The sequence below is a fragment of the Pseudomonas sp. R15(2017) genome (assembly GCF_002112685.1).
Taxonomy (GTDB): Bacteria; Pseudomonadota; Gammaproteobacteria; order Pseudomonadales; family Pseudomonadaceae; genus Aquipseudomonas; species Aquipseudomonas glycinae.
The window spans coordinates 71,454-86,335 of sequence record NZ_NEII01000004.1; the positions used below are offsets into that span (position 1 = coordinate 71,454).

12 protein-coding genes and 1 pseudogene are annotated in these 14,882 nt (G+C 61.7%); 9 read left to right on the top strand and 4 right to left on the bottom strand.

All coding sequences use genetic code 11. The features are described from left to right. Nucleotides 1-89: 89 nt before the first annotated feature. The 3 genes from CAF77_RS10030 to CAF77_RS10040 all read right to left on the bottom strand — a co-directional run bounded on the left by CAF77_RS10030 (nt 90) and on the right by CAF77_RS10040 (nt 2,657). The gene (locus tag CAF77_RS10030) at nt 90-2,027 is read right to left on the bottom strand and encodes a methyl-accepting chemotaxis protein (RefSeq protein WP_064382869.1); all 1,938 of its coding nucleotides are present in this window, start codon (nt 2,025-2,027) and stop codon (nt 90-92) included. A 100-nt stretch (nt 2,028-2,127) separates the two neighbouring features. Then, nucleotides 2,128-2,430, bottom strand: coding sequence for a cell division protein ZapA (locus CAF77_RS10035; protein WP_064382868.1), 303 nt, complete (start codon nt 2,428-2,430; stop codon nt 2,128-2,130). Further along, entirely contained in the window at nt 2,427-2,657 is a 231-nt protein-coding gene (locus tag CAF77_RS10040; protein WP_064382867.1) for a hypothetical protein, read from the bottom strand. Before CAF77_RS10040 ends, CAF77_RS10035 begins: the two co-directional genes overlap by 4 nt. Before the next feature lie 294 nt (nt 2,658-2,951). On the opposite strand from CAF77_RS10040, the pseudogene CAF77_RS29685 reads away from it, so the two are divergent. The 6 genes and pseudogenes from CAF77_RS29685 to trxC form a co-directional block, all read left to right on the top strand. Further along, a pseudogene (locus CAF77_RS29685) lies at nt 2,952-3,707 on the top strand (MCP four helix bundle domain-containing protein); the annotation flags it as partial. Continuing rightward, the gene (locus CAF77_RS29690) at nt 3,699-4,562 is read left to right on the top strand and encodes a methyl-accepting chemotaxis protein (RefSeq protein WP_371857704.1); all 864 of its coding nucleotides are present in this window, start codon (nt 3,699-3,701) and stop codon (nt 4,560-4,562) included. The pseudogene CAF77_RS29685 and the gene CAF77_RS29690, both read left to right, overlap by 9 nt. A gap of 261 nt (nt 4,563-4,823) precedes the next feature. After that, nucleotides 4,824-6,566: a potassium/proton antiporter gene (locus tag CAF77_RS10050; RefSeq protein WP_011332112.1), complete on the top strand. Its 1,743-nt coding sequence runs from the start codon at nt 4,824-4,826 to the stop codon at nt 6,564-6,566. A gap of 34 nt (nt 6,567-6,600) precedes the next feature. Then, nucleotides 6,601-9,954 carry a mechanosensitive channel MscK gene (gene mscK / locus CAF77_RS10055; protein ID WP_039766495.1) on the top strand — a complete coding sequence of 1,118 codons (3,354 nt, stop codon included), beginning with the start codon at nt 6,601-6,603 and terminating at the stop codon, nt 9,952-9,954. Between the two features lie 48 nt (nt 9,955-10,002). After that, nucleotides 10,003-11,466 carry a protein adenylyltransferase SelO gene (gene selO, locus CAF77_RS10060; RefSeq protein WP_064382865.1) on the top strand — a complete coding sequence of 488 codons (1,464 nt, stop codon included), beginning with the start codon at nt 10,003-10,005 and terminating at the stop codon, nt 11,464-11,466. Nucleotides 11,467-11,547: 81 nt separating this feature from the next. Further along, nucleotides 11,548-11,982, top strand: a complete 435-nt coding sequence (gene trxC / locus CAF77_RS10065) for a thioredoxin TrxC (RefSeq protein ID WP_011332109.1) — start codon at nt 11,548-11,550, stop codon at nt 11,980-11,982. 7 nt (nt 11,983-11,989) lie between these two features. Here the strand turns inward: trxC and CAF77_RS10070 are convergent, their stop codons facing one another. Continuing rightward, entirely contained in the window at nt 11,990-12,760 is a 771-nt protein-coding gene (locus tag CAF77_RS10070) for a ParA family protein (protein ID WP_064382864.1), read from the bottom strand. A gap of 369 nt (nt 12,761-13,129) precedes the next feature. On the opposite strand from CAF77_RS10070, the gene CAF77_RS10075 reads away from it, so the two are divergent. From CAF77_RS10075 to CAF77_RS10085, 3 genes are read left to right on the top strand one after another with little or no spacing between them, the layout of a single operon-like run. Next, nucleotides 13,130-13,855, top strand: coding sequence for a beta-ketoacyl synthase chain length factor (locus CAF77_RS10075; RefSeq protein WP_064382863.1), 726 nt, complete (start codon nt 13,130-13,132; stop codon nt 13,853-13,855). Next, nucleotides 13,831-14,640, top strand: coding sequence for a 1-acyl-sn-glycerol-3-phosphate acyltransferase (locus CAF77_RS10080; protein WP_064382862.1), 810 nt, complete (start codon nt 13,831-13,833; stop codon nt 14,638-14,640). The genes CAF77_RS10075 and CAF77_RS10080 overlap by 25 nt, the downstream gene beginning before the upstream one ends. Next, on the top strand, nt 14,621-14,881 hold the full coding sequence (locus tag CAF77_RS10085) for a phosphopantetheine-binding protein (protein WP_007952344.1): 261 nt from the start codon (nt 14,621-14,623) through the stop codon (nt 14,879-14,881). Before CAF77_RS10080 ends, CAF77_RS10085 begins: the two co-directional genes overlap by 20 nt. Nucleotide 14,882: the final 1 nt, after the last annotated feature.

Consider the following 14,882-nt stretch of genomic DNA (forward strand, 5'->3'; position numbering starts at 1 on the left):
TGCCTCCTGTGACGCTCTGCGTCACGATCTTGAGAGGACGCGGAGCGTCTGGGGCTGCATTCCCACGCAGAGCGTGGGAACGATCAATTTCAGCTCAACTTGAACCCGCCCATCTGCCGCGCCAGGTCATCCGCCAACCGCTGCAACATCTGACAATCCTCACGACAAGCCCGAACCTCCCCCGCCGTCGCCCGGGCCAGATCGGAAATACCCTGCACGTTTCGGTTGATCTCCTCGGTCACCGCCGACTGCTCCTCGGTCGCTGTCGCCACCTGATGGTTCATGTCGCTGATGCGCTCGACCTGCCCGGTAATCGCAGTCAAAGACGCCCCGGTACGCTGGCTCGATTCGACTCCGGTGCCCGTCGCGGCCTGCCCGGTTCGCATCGATGACACCGCATTCTCCGCACCCTGCTTGAGGCTGCCGATCATCTGCTGAATCTCGTCGGTAGACGCCTGAGTCCGACGCGCCAAGGTGCGCACTTCATCCGCTACCACTGCAAAACCACGCCCCATATCGCCGGCTCGAGCAGCCTCGATGGCAGCGTTCAACGCCAGCAGGTTGGTCTGCTCGGACACCCCGCGAATCACCGCCAGCACCTGATCGATCGACGCCACTTGATGCGCCAGCTCCCCCACCGCGCCCGCCGCGACGCCAATTTCATCGGACATGCTTTCTATATGGCGAATCGAGCCGCCGACCACCTCTCGCGCCTGCATCGCTTCGTCGCGGGCGGTTTGCGAGGCGAGCGCGGCGTTGCCGGCGTTCTGGGCGATCTCCTGCACGGTCAGGCCCATTTCGTGGACGGCGGTGGCGACCATGTCGGTCATTTCCTGCTGGCGGCCGGAGCGCTCGGCAGTGTTGTCCACAACCCTGGCCACCTGGCCCACGGCAACGCGCAGACGCTCGCTGGTGGTCAGCACTTCGCCGATCATCCCGCGCTGGCTGTCGAGGAAACGGTTGAAGCCCCTGGCGAGGTCGCCCAGTTCATCGGCGCGGCTGGAATCTAACCGATGAGTCAAATCTCCACCACCGCTACCGATTGCTACCAGCGCAGCTGTTACCTGACGAATCGGTCGCACCAATCCCTGGGCCAGCCAGATCACCAGCGCCAGGCAAACCAGCGCCACCACCAGGCCGATGCCGCTGCTCATCCACATCGCCCGACGGGCTTCGGCGTAGATCTGCGACTGTGGCACTTCGGCCACCAGGGTCCAGCCGAGGTCGCGCAAAGGCAGGCTGAAGGCGAGGAAATCTTCGCCGTCGCGCTGGAAGCTGCTGTTGGCGGCCACTTTGTGGCCCATGACCGCTTGTGCTGCCGAGCCACCGATCTGCTCGCTCAAGGTGCGCTTGCCGCTGAACTGTGCCTCGGGATGGACCTGGATAAGACCGTCGGAACGCACGAGATAGACCTTCCCGCGCTCGCCGAAGCTGAAGTTGTGAATCAGCTCCGACAGCTCTTTCATGCTCAGCCCAAGGCCCGCGACACCGACCACTTTGCCGGCCTGCTCGACCTTCAGGTCGATGAACAGCGCCAGCTCTCCGGTGGCCCCGTCGTTGTCGATATTCAGGGTTCGCGACTGGTTACTGTCAAGAAACGAGTAAAACCACGCATCGGCCGGCTTGTCGCGACTGAGGGTGCGATCCAGGCCTTTTTCGGTGATGTAGTGATTGGATTCGGTGCCGATGATCAGCGCAGTGAACGCCTTGTGTTCGGCGCGGATGCCTTCCAGATACTGCGCGAAGCCCGCCGTTCTGGCGGAATCTTCACCATTGGCCAGCCAGTCGCGGACCATCGTATTGCTGGCGATGTCCTTGGCGGCGGTGAGGGGTTGAACGAGGATTCGTTCGATGTCGTTGCGCGTCGCTTCGATGCTCGACGGCAGCGCCTGTTCGACCAGATAGCTTTGGGCGAGGCGGTTGACCACCAGGGTATAAATGCCAACCACGATCAGAATGCTGACCAGCAGGGCGGTGCCCATGCCGAGGATCAACTGCCATTGAATACTGCGACGCCAGAACTGCATGGAGCACCCCCAAAGAATAAGAGGCTGAAACACTGCAACAGCCGTGCCGATTGTATACAACGCAATCGACAATCTTATTCTTTGGTTGTGCGCAACCCCATCAACCCTGATTGATGGTCTTGGCGATGGTCTCGACCGTGGCGCTGACTTGCTCTTGGTAACGCTCGAGTTCCTGCTGGTGCTGCTTCTTCATTTCAATCTGCTGCGAGCACAGATTCATCGCCGCCAGCACCAGCAGGCGGTCGCCGATCAGGGTCGGGTATTTCTTCTTGGTGTCGGCCAGTGCGGCCTTGAGCATCAACGCAGCGTCCAGCAGGGTCTGTTCTTCCCCGGCCGGTGCCTTGATCGAATAGTCCTCCCCCAGGATGGAGATGACTTTTACCCCTGCTGTACCGTGGTTCATGCGCTGACAGGACCTGCGTTGACGCGATCAACCAGCGCCTGGATGCGCGCGGCGGTGGCGCCGTGCTTTTCTTCCTGTTCCATCAGGCTCAGTTGCAGGCTTTCGTTTTCATCCTTGGCCTGGGCCAGTTCCGTGGTCAGGGTCTGGTTGGTTTCCGACAGGGTCTGGTTCTGTTGCACCAGGTCGCTGACGAGCTGTTCCAATTGGCTGAGGGATGCTTCCAACATTTTGATCTTCCAGGGCTTTTTCAAAGGGCGCGTACGATAAAGAAAAGTCGTCTTTGACGCCAGGGTTAAACCGGCGCAAGGCCTTGATTTTCCTGGCGGCCGACCGTTCTTGCGAGTGTTAGAGACTGTGATCTGCCGATCTGGTTCCTGCACTTCGTCGCCCGACGCCCCATGCGACAAATACGCACACCACCTCAAGACTTTAGTCGTATGACCGATAAGTCACCCAACAGCAGTCTCAGCCCGCACGGATGCGGCCCTTCCCTGGTATCCGCCTCCATGTCCCTTCGCAATATGAACATCGCCCCCCGGGCGTTCACCGGTTTCGCCCTGATCGGCGGCCTGATGCTGATTCTCGGTGTGTTCGCCCTGAATCAGATGAGCAAGATCCGCGCAGCGGGCGAAGATATCGCCACCGCCAGCGTGCCTTCGATCAAGGCTCTCGACGAATTCACCCAGTTGACCCTGCGCCTGCGCGTGCTGTCGTATCGGTTGCTGATCAACCGAGAGCCAGACGTCCAGCAAAAAACCATTGAGCTGTTCGATTTGCGCAACCGGCAGATCGCCGACGCGCAACGCGCCTACGAGCCGCTGATCGATGGCCCGCAGGAACGCGCGGCTTACGATCAGTACGTGCAGTTGCTGGCGCAGTACCGTCAACTCGAAGACCGCATGAAGACTCTGTCGCGCAACAATCAGGTCGACGAACTGCGGCAGATGCTCAACACCGATTTGCTCGCCAATTCCGAAGCGGTGAATACCGCTCTCGCGCGTTTGCTGGAGATCAACACCCAACAGATCGCCGAGACCAATCAGGGCGCCACGGATCAGTATTCGATGTCGTTCAATCTGGTGGTGACCCTGCTGGTGATCGCCACCGGTCTGACCTTCCTGTTCGCCTGGTTGCTGACCGTCAGCATCACCAAGCCGATCGCCAAGGCTCTGGATGCAGCGGAAACCATCGCCGAAGGCAATCTGACCCAACCGATCCAAGTGGACGGCACCGACGAAGCCGGGCGCCTGCTGGCGGCCATGGCCAAGATGCAGTCGAAGCTGCGCGACACCCTGCAGCGGATTTCCGGCTCGGCCACCCAACTGGCCTCTGCCGCCGAAGAGCTGAACAGCGTCACCGACGAAAGCGCCCGGGGTCTGACCCAGCAGAACAACGAAATCGAGCAGGCTGCCACCGCGGTCAACGAGATGACTAGCGCCGTGGAAGAAGTTGCGCGCAACGCCGTCAGCACCTCGGAAGCTTCGAAGAACGCCACCACCTCCGCTGGCGACGGCCGCGATCTGGTGCAGGAAACCGTCAGTGCTATCGAACGCATGAGCGCCGACGTGCAGAGCACCGCGACCCTGATCGGCGATCTGGCCAACGAATCCCGTGACATCGGCAAGGTGCTGGACGTGATCCGTGGCTTGGCCGACCAGACCAACCTGCTGGCGCTCAACGCTGCAATTGAGGCGGCCCGCGCCGGTGAAGCCGGTCGTGGATTTGCGGTGGTCGCCGACGAAGTTCGCGCCCTGGCGCACCGCACCCAGCAGTCGACCAGCGAAATCGAGCGCATGATTGGCAGTATCCAGAGCGGCACCGAACACGCCGTGGATTCGATGCGCAACAGCACCGAGCGCGCCGAATCGACCCTGAACATCGCCCGTGGTGCCGGCCTGTCGCTGGACACGATCAACACGGCCATCGTTGAAATCAACGAGCGCAACCTGGTGATCGCCAGCGCCGCCGAAGAGCAGGCGCAGGTGGCGCGGGAAGTGGATCGCAACCTGGTGAACATCCGCGATCTGTCGGTGCAATCGGCGACCGGCGCGAATCAGACCAGTGCGGCCAGTAATGAGCTGTCGCGATTGGCGCTGGATCTGAACAATATGGTTGGGCGGTTTAGCCTCTGAGATAGAAGCCCCCTTTTGATCATTCTCACATCGAGAGGTTGATCGTTCCCACGCTCCGCGTGGGAATGCAGCCGGGACGCTCCGCGTCCCAAAAGCGGACGCAGAGCGTCCATTGAGGCATTCCCACGCGGAGCGTGGGAACGATCGCCTCCTCTGGTGCAAAAGCTTTTTGACAGCATCACATTTCAACAGGTTAGAATCGCTGGCACGCAGACTGCATGGTCAGTTTGTGCCCGTCTTTCCGCTTCTGGAGTACTGCCTTTGAATGCGACGACCATCAACAGCCTGTTCTTGATCGGCGCGTTGCTGGTAGGCGCAAGCATTCTTGTCAGCTCCCTTTCCTCCCGTCTCGGCATCCCGATTCTGGTGATCATCCTCGCGGTCGGCATGAGTGCCGGGGTCGATGGCGGCGGCATCATTTTCGATAACTACCCGACGGCCTATCTGGTCGGCAACCTCGCACTGGCAGTGATCCTGCTCGACGGTGGGTTACGCACCCGGGTGTCCAGTTTCCGCGTGGCCTTGTGGCCGGCCTTGTCGCTGGCCACGGTCGGCGTCCTTATCACCACCGGCCTCACCGGCATGGCGGCCGCGTGGCTGTTTGACCTCAACCTGATCCAAGGCCTGCTGATCGGCGCCATCGTCGGCTCCACGGACGCCGCCGCGGTGTTCTCGCTGCTCGGCGGCAAGGGCCTGAACGAGCGGGTGACCGCCAGCCTGGAAATCGAATCCGGCAGCAACGACCCGATGGCGGTGTTCCTCACCGTAACCCTGATCGACATGCTCGCCAGCGGCCAGACCGGCCTGCACTGGAGCCTGCTGACCCACCTGATCCGCGAATTCGGCATCGGTGGGGTGATCGGTCTGGGCGGTGGCTGGCTGATGCTGCAACTGGTCAACCGGATCAACCTGGCCACCGGTCTGTATCCGATTCTGGTGATCGCCGGCGGTCTTGTGGTGTTCGCCCTGACCAACGCCCTGCACGGCAGCGGCTTCCTTGCTGTGTACCTGTGCGGTCTGGTGATCGGCAACCGCCCGGTGCGCAGCCGTCACGGCATTCTGCACATGCTCGACGGCATGGCGTGGCTGGCGCAGATCGGCATGTTCCTGGTGCTGGGCCTGCTGGTCACCCCGCATGACTTGCTGCCGATCGCCCTGCCTGCGCTGGGTCTGGCGCTGTGGATGATTCTGTTCGCACGGCCGCTGTCGGTGCTGGTCGGGCTGCTGCCGTTCAAAGCCTTCCATGGCCGCGAAAAGGCGTTCATTTCCTGGGTCGGTCTGCGCGGCGCGGTGCCGATCATTCTGGCGGTGTTCCCGCTGATGGCCGGGCTGCCGAATGCGCAGCTGTACTTCAACCTCGCGTTCTTCATCGTGCTGGTGTCGCTGCTGGTGCAGGGCACGAGCCTGCCGTGGGTGGCCAAGCTGCTCAAGGTGACGGTACCGCCGGAGCCGGCGCCGATTTCCCGCGCCGCCCTCGAAGTACACGTCACCAGCGAGTGGGAACTGTTCGTCTACAAGCTCGGCGCGGAAAAATGGTGCATCGGTTCGCCCCTGCGCGAACTGAAAATGCCCGAAGGCACCCGTATCGCCGCCCTGTTTCGCGGTCAGCAACTGCTCCATCCGTCGGGTAGTACGGTGCTGGAAGTCGATGATTTGCTGTGTGTTATCGGCCATGAGCACAACCTGCCGGCCCTCGGAAAACTGTTCAGCCAGGCGCCGCAACGCGGCCTCGATCTGCGCTTCTTCGGCGACTTCGTACTCGAAGGAGATGCCCAGCTCAAAGCGGTTGCCGCCCTGTACGGCCTGCCCGCCGAAGGCATCGATCCGGACATGACCCTGGGCCACTTCATTGCCCAGAAAGTCGGCGGTGCACCGATCGTTGGCGACCAGGTGGAATGGAACAACACCCACTGGACGGTTGCGGTCATGGACGGGAACAAGATCGGCAAAGTGGGCGTCAGATTCCCCGAAGGAAGTCGCCCGGGCCCCGGGCTCTTCCTCTAAACTGCGTCCACTCTCACTTGCTTGACCGGTCTCTATGCCTACCCTGCGCTCCTTTTTCCTCGCGGCCCTGCTGGGCCTGAGTCTTTCCGTCGGCCCGCTGCAAGCCGCCGAACCACCGTCCAGCGACGCCGTGCAGGCCAGCCTGGACAAGCTCACCGACAGCAAACTGCCCGAGGCCGACAAGAAGGCCCTGCAGACGGTCCTGCAAAACACGCTGAACCAGCTCAACAACCGGCGTGACTACGAGCAGAAGCTGATCGACCTCAAGCAGCAGTTGGCCACTGCGCCGAAGCAGACCATCGAGAATTCGCGCGAACTGACCCGCCTCAAGGCCAGCGCCGTGGTACCGGTAGCGCAGCGCTTCCCCAAGGAAAACATCCAGCAGTTGGAGCAGATGCTCACCGAGCGCTCGACCCAGCAAAGCGATCTGCAAAAGGCCCTGGCCGACGCCAACAGCCTGATCATCACCGCCCAGACCCGTCCCGAACGTGCCCAGGCCGAGATTTCCAGCAGCCAGACGCGCATCCAGCAGATCAATAACATCCTCAAGACCGGCAAGGACGCCGGCAAGACCGTCAGCGCCGAGCAGCGCGACCTGCTCAACGCCGAACTGGCGGCGCTCAATGCGCTGATCCCGCTGCGCCGTCAGGAACTGGCCGGCAACAACCAATTGCAGGATCTGGGCAACAGTCAGCATGACCTGCTCTCGGAAAAGTCCGACCGTCTGGATCGCGAGATCCAGGAACTGCAAACCCTGATCAACCAGAAACGTCTGACCCTGTCGCAGGAAACCGTGACGCAGCAGTCGATCGAGGCACAGAAGTCTGGCAGCAGCGCCCTGCTCGCCACGGAAAGCGCGGCCAACCTCAAGCTCTCCGACTACCTGCTAAAAAGCACTGACCGCCTCAACGAACTCACCCAGCAGAACCTGCAGACCAAGCAGCAACTGGACAGCGTGACCCAGAGCGATTCGGCCCTCGACGAGCAGATCAACGTGCTCAAGGGCAGCCTGCTGCTGTCGAAGATTCTCTACAAGCAGAAGCAAGCGCTGCCGCGCCTCAAGGTCGACCGCGATCTGGCGGACCAGATCGCCGACATTCGCCTGTACCAGTTCGAAATCAATCAACAACGTGAACAGCTGAGCAATCCGGCGACCTACGTCGACAACCTGCTGTCCACCCAGCCGCCGGAACAAGTCACGCCACAACTGCGCAAGAGTCTGCTGGAGCTGGCCAACACCCGTGTCGATCTGCTGGAACGGCTGAGCCGCGAACTGAGCGCGATGCTCAACGAATCGATCACCCTGCAACTAAACCAGAAACAACTGCTGAGCACCGCGCAAAGCCTGCGCGCGACCCTTGACGAGCAGATGTTCTGGATTCCGAGCAACAAGCCGCTGGACACCGAATGGATGCGCGGCGTGCCGGAGCGCCTTAAGCGTCAGATCGACACGTTGCCGCTGGCCTCGAGCCTCAGTGAACTGACCGACGGCCTGACCCAGCGACCACTGTTGTTCCTGCCGCTGGCGCTGCTGATCGGCGCGCTCCTGTGGCGGCGCAAGCAACTGTATTCGCGCCTGAACAAGGTTCACCAGGACATCGGTCACTTCAAGCGTGACAGCCAGTGGCATACGCCACAGGCGATCCTGATCAATATTCTGCTGGCGATGCCGGTGGCGCTGGGCCTGGCCCTGTGCGGGCTGGCGTTGCAGATCGACGCCCGTGGGCAGAACGCCAACATGGGCGCGGCGCTGCTGCAAATGGCCCAGGCGTGGCTGGTGTTCTACACCGCTTACCGGATCCTCGCGCCGGGTGGAGTGGCCGAATTGCACTTCCGCTGGGAAAAGCCGCAGGTCGAATTCCTGCAAGGCTGGGTGCGTCGCCTCGGTCTGGTGGTCATGGCATTGGTGGCCGTGGTGGCGGTTGCCGAACTGCAACCGGCGGCGCTGGCCGACGATGTACTGGGCATGCCGGTGGTGCTGACCTGCTATGCGCTGATGGCGTGGCTGCTCAGCCGCCTGCTGATCAGCAGCCCGACCCACGAAAACGCCTCGCTGTTCCGCAAGGCTGTGGGCGTGATGTTCACCCTGCTGCCCATCGCGCTGTTCGTCGCCGTGTGCTTCGGCTACTACTACACCGCGCTGAAGCTCAGCGACCGCTTGATCAACACCCTGTACCTGCTGATGTTCTGGCTGGTGATCGAAGCGACTTTCGTCCGAGGTCTGGCGGTCGCGGCACGCCGTCTGGCCTACCAGCGCGCCCTGGCCAAACGTCAGGCCGCGAAAGAAGCCGGCGACGGCGAAGCGGTGATCGAAGAGCCAACCCTGGACATCGAGAAGGTCAACGAACAGTCTCTGCGCCTGATACGTCTGGCGCTGCTTGGCGGTTTCATCGCCGCGCTGTACTGGGTCTGGGCCGACCTGATCACCGTGTTCTCGTACCTCGACAACATCACCCTCTACGAATACACCAGCGGCACCGGCGCCAACATGAGCATGGTGCCGATCAGCATCGGCGACATGCTCGGCGCGCTGATCATCATCGGCATCACCTTTGCGCTCGCCCGCAACTTGCCGGGCCTGCTTGAAGTGTTTGTGCTATCGAAACTCAATCTGGCCCAGGGCAGTGCCTACGCGACCACCACGCTACTGTCGTACGTGATCGCCGGGGTCGGTTTCGTCTCGACCCTGTCGACCCTCGGCGTGAGCTGGGACAAGTTGCAATGGCTGGTGGCGGCACTGTCGGTCGGCCTCGGCTTCGGCATGCAGGAGATCTTCGCGAACTTTATCTCCGGCATCATGATCCTGTTCGAGCGCCCGGTGCGGATCGGCGACACCATCACCATCGGCAACCTGTCGGGCACGGTGAGCAAGATCCGCATCCGCGCCACGACCATCACCGACTTCGACCGCAAGGACATCATTGTCCCGAACAAGACGTTCATCACCGGGCAACTGATCAACTGGTCGCTGACCGACACCATCACCCGGGTGACCCTGAAACTGGGCGTCGATTACGGCTCCGATCTGGATCTGGTCAAGGAATTGCTGCTCAAGGCCGCCCGGGAAAACCCGCGCGTGCTCAAGGAGCCCGAGCCGCACGTGTACTTCCTCAACTTCGGCGAAAGCACCCTCGACCACGAATTGCGCATGCATGTGCGCGATCTCGGCGACCGCAACCCGGTGCTCGATGAGGTCAACCGCTTCATCAACCGCGAGTTCAAGAAGCAGCACATCAACATCTCGTTCCGCCAGATGGAGGTTTACCTGAAGAACCTCCACGGCCAGGAATACAAGATGGTGCCGATCGAGCCGGAAACCAAAACCATCGTGCCGGTCAGCGACGACCAGAAACCGTTGCAGGAACCGCCGCCGGCCAAACTCGACTAACCCGGCTAATCCCAGCAGAATGCTCGGACATTCTGCTGGAGCCGGTCCTTGAAAGCCCTCGACGAACTGACCTTCGACAACCGCTTCGCCCGCCTGGGCGATGCGTTCTCGGCCCACGTGCTGCCCGAACCGATCGACAATCCGCGACTGGTGGTTGCCAGCCCGGCGGCCCTGGCGCTGCTGGATCTCGACCCGGCAGTGGCCGACACCCAGGAATTTGCCGAACTGTTCGGCGGCCACAAGCTATGGGCCGATGCCGAACCACGGGCGATGGTCTATTCCGGGCATCAGTTCGGCGGTTACACCCCGCAATTGGGTGACGGTCGCGGACTGTTGCTGGGCGAGGTTTACAATGCGGCCGGCGAGCACTGGGACTTGCATCTGAAGGGCGCCGGGCAGACACCGTTCTCGCGCATGGGCGACGGCCGCGCGGTGCTGCGTTCGTCGATCCGCGAGTTTCTCGCCTCCGAAGCGCTGCATGCGCTGAACATTCCTTCGTCACGCGCCGCCTGCGTGATCGGCTCCGACACTCCCGTCTGGCGTGAGAAACAGGAGCGCGCCGCGATGGTACTGCGCCTGGCGCCGAGCCACATCCGTTTCGGCCACTTCGAATACTTCTATTACACCAAGCGTCCCGAACAGCAGAAGCTGCTCGGCGAACACGTGTTGGCGATGCATTACCCCGAATGCCTGGAACAGCCGGAACCCTATCTGGCGATGTTCCGCGAGATCGTCGAGCGCAACGCCGAACTGATCGCCAAGTGGCAGGCCTACGGCTTCTGCCACGGCGTGATGAACACCGACAACATGTCGATCCTCGGCATCACCTTCGACTTCGGTCCGTTCGCCTTCCTCGACGATTTCGACGCAAACTTCATCTGCAACCACTCCGACGACCAGGGCCGCTACTCCTTCAGCAATCAAGTGCCGGTCGGCCAGTGGAACCTCAGCGCCCTGGCCCAGGCCCTGACGCCGTTCATCAGCGTTGAAGCCCTGCGCGAAACCCTCGGCCTGTACCTGCCACTGTTCCAGGCGCACTACCTCGACCTGATGCGCCGCCGCTTCGGCTTCACCACCGCCGAGGACGACGACCAGCAACTGCTGGAGCAGTTGCTGCAACTGATGCAGAACAGCGGCGTCGATTACACGCTGTTCTTCCGTCGTCTGGGCGAAGAGTCAGCCGAACAGGCCGTCGCTCGCTTGCGCGATGACTTCGTCGATATCAAGGGTTTCGATGCCTGGGGCGAGCGCTACGTCGCCCGCGTCGCACGCGATGGCGCGACCGATCAGGAACAACGCCGTGCGCGGATGCATGCGGTGAATCCGCTGTACATCCTGCGCAACTATCTGGCGCAGAAGGCGATTGATGCTGCCGAGCAGGGTGACTATTCAGAGGTGCGCCGGTTGCACGCGGTGCTGAGCAATCCATTCGAGGAACAGCCTGGAATGGAGAGCTACGCGGAACGGCCGCCGGAGTGGGGCAAGCATCTGGAGATCAGTTGTTCGTCGTAAGCGGGAACGACTGAACCTTGATAATCGATCCGTACGGCTCCAGATCAGTCGTACGATCCCGTTTTATTCATTGAGCCGATCATGACCGACCCCCTCCTCATCCCCTGCCCCTCCTGCAACGGCCTCAACCGCATCCCCGCCGAGCGCCTCAACGATCACCCGAAGTGCGGGCGCTGCAAGTCCGAGGTGCTGTTGAACAAGCCGTTCGAGCTCAAGCAAGGCGATTACGCCAGTCAGATCAAGGGTGATCTGCCGTTGCTGGTGGACGTGTGGGCGGACTGGTGTGGGCCGTGCAAGTCGTTTGCGCCGGTGTTCGAACAGGCAGCTGCGCAGTTGGCGGGCAAGTGCCGTCTGGCCAAGCTGGACAGCGAGGCCAATCAGCAGTTGTCGGCGCAGTTGGGGATTCGTTCGATTCCGAGCCTGATTCTGTTGCGCAACGGCCGGGAAGTGGCCCGTCAGAGCGGGGCCTTCCCGTTGCCGCAGTTGATGGCCTGGCTGCGCAGCCAGGGCATCTGAAAAGGCTTCAGGCGTCTTCGAGCAGGTTGTGCAGTTCGACGAACTGCTGTGTCAGCTTGTGCCGTGGATCGAGGTGGATCAGCGGCATGCTGGCCTGATGCGATTCGCGCATGCGCACTGAACTGGCGAGGTAGACCGGCAGCACCGGCAGGCCCTCGGCGATCAGTTCGTCGAGGATCTGCTGCGGCAGGCTGGCTCGGGCCTGGAACTGGTTGACCACAATGCCTTCGACTTCCAGGCCTTCGTTGTGGTCTTCCTTCAACTCGTCGATCTCGGCGATCAGACCGTACAGGGCCTGACGCGAGAAGCTGTCGCAGTCGAAGGGAATCAGTACCCGATCGGCGGCAATCAGGGCCGAGACCGCATAGAAATTCAGCGCCGGCGGCGTATCCAGATAGATCCGGTCGTAATCTTCCGACAACTCGTCGAGCAGCTTTCGCAGCTTGTTGATCTTGTGCTTGGCCTCAAGCTTGGGCTGCAGGTCAGCCAGCTCGGCGGTGGCGGTGATGATGTGCAGGTTGTCGAACGGCGTTTCGTAGATATCCGCTTGATTCTTTTTCGAGAACGGCCCGGAAGACAGGGTCTGTTTGAAGAAGTCGGCAATGCCCATCGGAATGTCATCACCCGTGAGCCCGGTCAGATACTGAGTGGAATTGGCCTGGGCATCGAGGTCGACCAACAGCGTGCGATAACCCTCGCTGGCGCTCACCGCCGCCAGATTGCAGGCAATGCTGGATTTGCCCACGCCACCTTTCTGATTGAACACCACGCGCCGCATGACAAAACCTCCGTGTATCAAAGAATGACCGAGTGTAGTGGTGCCCGGTGCCGGTTCGCTACCTCGATGGACGCGGACTACAAAGTCAGGCGCCAATCTCCCAATGGATACGGCGTAAAGAGACCCGTTGATCGCGGATTCGCCTGACAGACAGCCACCCGACAATCTGGATAATGGCCAAGTGACAGCTCTTGCCGCGTACCAATCGGTTCATTTCGTCGTTCAAAACGTAACCAGCATTTGCTACACACTCGTCGCACCGGGATAATGCGCGCCACCCGGCGCCACGCGCCATGCCATTTCAGGCTAAATCAGCTCAGCGGCGACGTTGGCGAAACCGCGTCAACTCAGCCCGCAGGGGCGGGATAAATGTCCGTGATCAACTTCAACATCGCCCAATGGCGCGCCTGGGCTCCCGGGCTCGACAGTGTGGAAGCCTGGCAAGCCTGGAGCCGACAGCCGGTCGTGCTCGAAAGCAGCGATGCCGCACCCGATGTGTCGTTTCTGCCGGCCATGCAGCGCCGTCGTCTCAGCCGTCTGGCGCGGATGGCGTTCAGTGTCGGTTGGCCGCTGGCCGACGGTCGGGAAAATCTGCCGCTTGTGTTCGTCTCCCGGCACGGCGAAACCCCGCGTACCTTTGAAATTCTCAGTGATCTGGCCAACGAACAGCCGCTGTCGCCGACCCAGTTCAGCCTGTCGGTGCACAACGCGATCATCGGCCTGTGGTCGATCATGCGCGGCGAAACCAGCGAAATGACCGCCCTCGCCGCGGCCGGCGACGGCCTTGAGCACGGCCTGCTCGAAGCGGCGACGTTGCTGAACGAAGGGGCCCCCGCGGTGCTGCTGGTGATCACCGAGGAACAACCGCCCGAAGCCTATTCGACGTGGATCGACGACGTGCCGTTTCCCTATGCGGTCGGGCTGTTGCTCACCCCCGGTACCGACTGGCGGCTGACCCTGAACAGCGCCCCCGAAGCACGGTCAAAAACGCAGTGGCCTCATGCGCTGAATCTGCTGCGAACCCTGCTCGATCAGCAACCCCATTGCCAACATGCCTGGAAGAATCGTCTATGGACCTGGCAACGCAACCCGTGATCGAAAAAAATCGCGATGCCTATTACTGGCGTCTGCTGGCGACTGCCACCAGCTTCGCCCTGTTCGGGCTCGGTGGTCTGTGCCTGCGCCTGCTGGTATTTCCATTGCTCGGTTTCCTGCCGGGCGACGCCATTGCGCACCGCGAGCGGGCGCGCCAGACCGTCAGTCGGCTGTTCTGGTTTTTCGTCCGGTTCATGGCCCGTACCGGCGTGCTGACCTACGACATCCAGGGCGCCGAACGTCTCGGCCGTCCGGGGCAGATGATCATCGCCAACCACCCGTCGCTGATCGACGTGGTATTCCTGATCGGTCTGGTGCGCGGGGCCAATTGCGTGGTGAAGAAAAGCCTGTGGGAAAACCCCTTCACTCGCGGCCCGCTGCGCAGCACCGAATACATCAGCAACGACGGCAGCATGGACATGCTCGACGCTGCCGCTGGCGCGTTGCAGGGCGGGCAGACCCTGATCATTTTCCCTGAAGGTACCCGCACACAGCCGGGTCAGGCGCCGGCCTTTCATCGGGGGGCGGCGGCCATCGCGCTGCGCGGTGCGAGAATCGTCACCCCGGTAGTCATCAAGGTCAGTCCGACCACCCTGACCAAGGCCGAGCCCTGGTATCGCATTCCCAGTCGCCGCGTGCACTTCAGTTTTCGCGTCGGGGCCGATATAGACCCACAGACTTTCGCCGCGCAGGGCCCCGCGCCTCAGGCTTCGCGCAAGCTCAACGACTATTTGCACCAATTCTTTATCAAGGAGCTCGCCGAAGATGAGCGATCTAAACCGTGACATAAAAGAGCTGATCATCGACGCCCTGGGCCTCGAAGACATCAGCGCAGAGGACATCGGCGACGACCAGACGCTGTTTGGCGAAGGCCTGGGCCTGGATTCCGTCGACGCTCTGGAACTCGGCCTGGCGATCCAGAAAAAGTACGGCATCAAAATCGACGCCGACGCCAAGGACACCCGCAACCATTTCTCCAACGTGGCGAGCCTTGCGGCGTTCGTCACGGCAAAACAGGCAGCTTGAG

Coding starts and splice junctions, on each gene's coding strand:
- CAF77_RS10040 (WP_064382867.1), bottom strand. CDS start 2,657: ATGTTGGAAGCATCCCTCAGCCAATTGGAACAGCTCGTCAGCGACCTG.
- CAF77_RS10085 (WP_007952344.1), top strand. CDS start 14,621: ATGAGCGATCTAAACCGTGACATAAAAGAGCTGATCATCGACGCCCTG.
- mscK (WP_039766495.1), top strand. CDS start 6,601: ATGCCTACCCTGCGCTCCTTTTTCCTCGCGGCCCTGCTGGGCCTGAGT.
- CAF77_RS29690 (WP_371857704.1), top strand. CDS start 3,699: ATGCAGTCGAAGCTGCGCGACACCCTGCAGCGGATTTCCGGCTCGGCC.
- CAF77_RS10080 (WP_064382862.1), top strand. CDS start 13,831: ATGGACCTGGCAACGCAACCCGTGATCGAAAAAAATCGCGATGCCTAT.
- trxC (WP_011332109.1), top strand. CDS start 11,548: ATGACCGACCCCCTCCTCATCCCCTGCCCCTCCTGCAACGGCCTCAAC.
- CAF77_RS10030 (WP_064382869.1), bottom strand. CDS start 2,027: ATGCAGTTCTGGCGTCGCAGTATTCAATGGCAGTTGATCCTCGGCATG.
- CAF77_RS10070 (WP_064382864.1), bottom strand. CDS start 12,760: ATGCGGCGCGTGGTGTTCAATCAGAAAGGTGGCGTGGGCAAATCCAGC.
- CAF77_RS10075 (WP_064382863.1), top strand. CDS start 13,130: ATGTCCGTGATCAACTTCAACATCGCCCAATGGCGCGCCTGGGCTCCC.
- CAF77_RS10035 (WP_064382868.1), bottom strand. CDS start 2,430: ATGAACCACGGTACAGCAGGGGTAAAAGTCATCTCCATCCTGGGGGAG.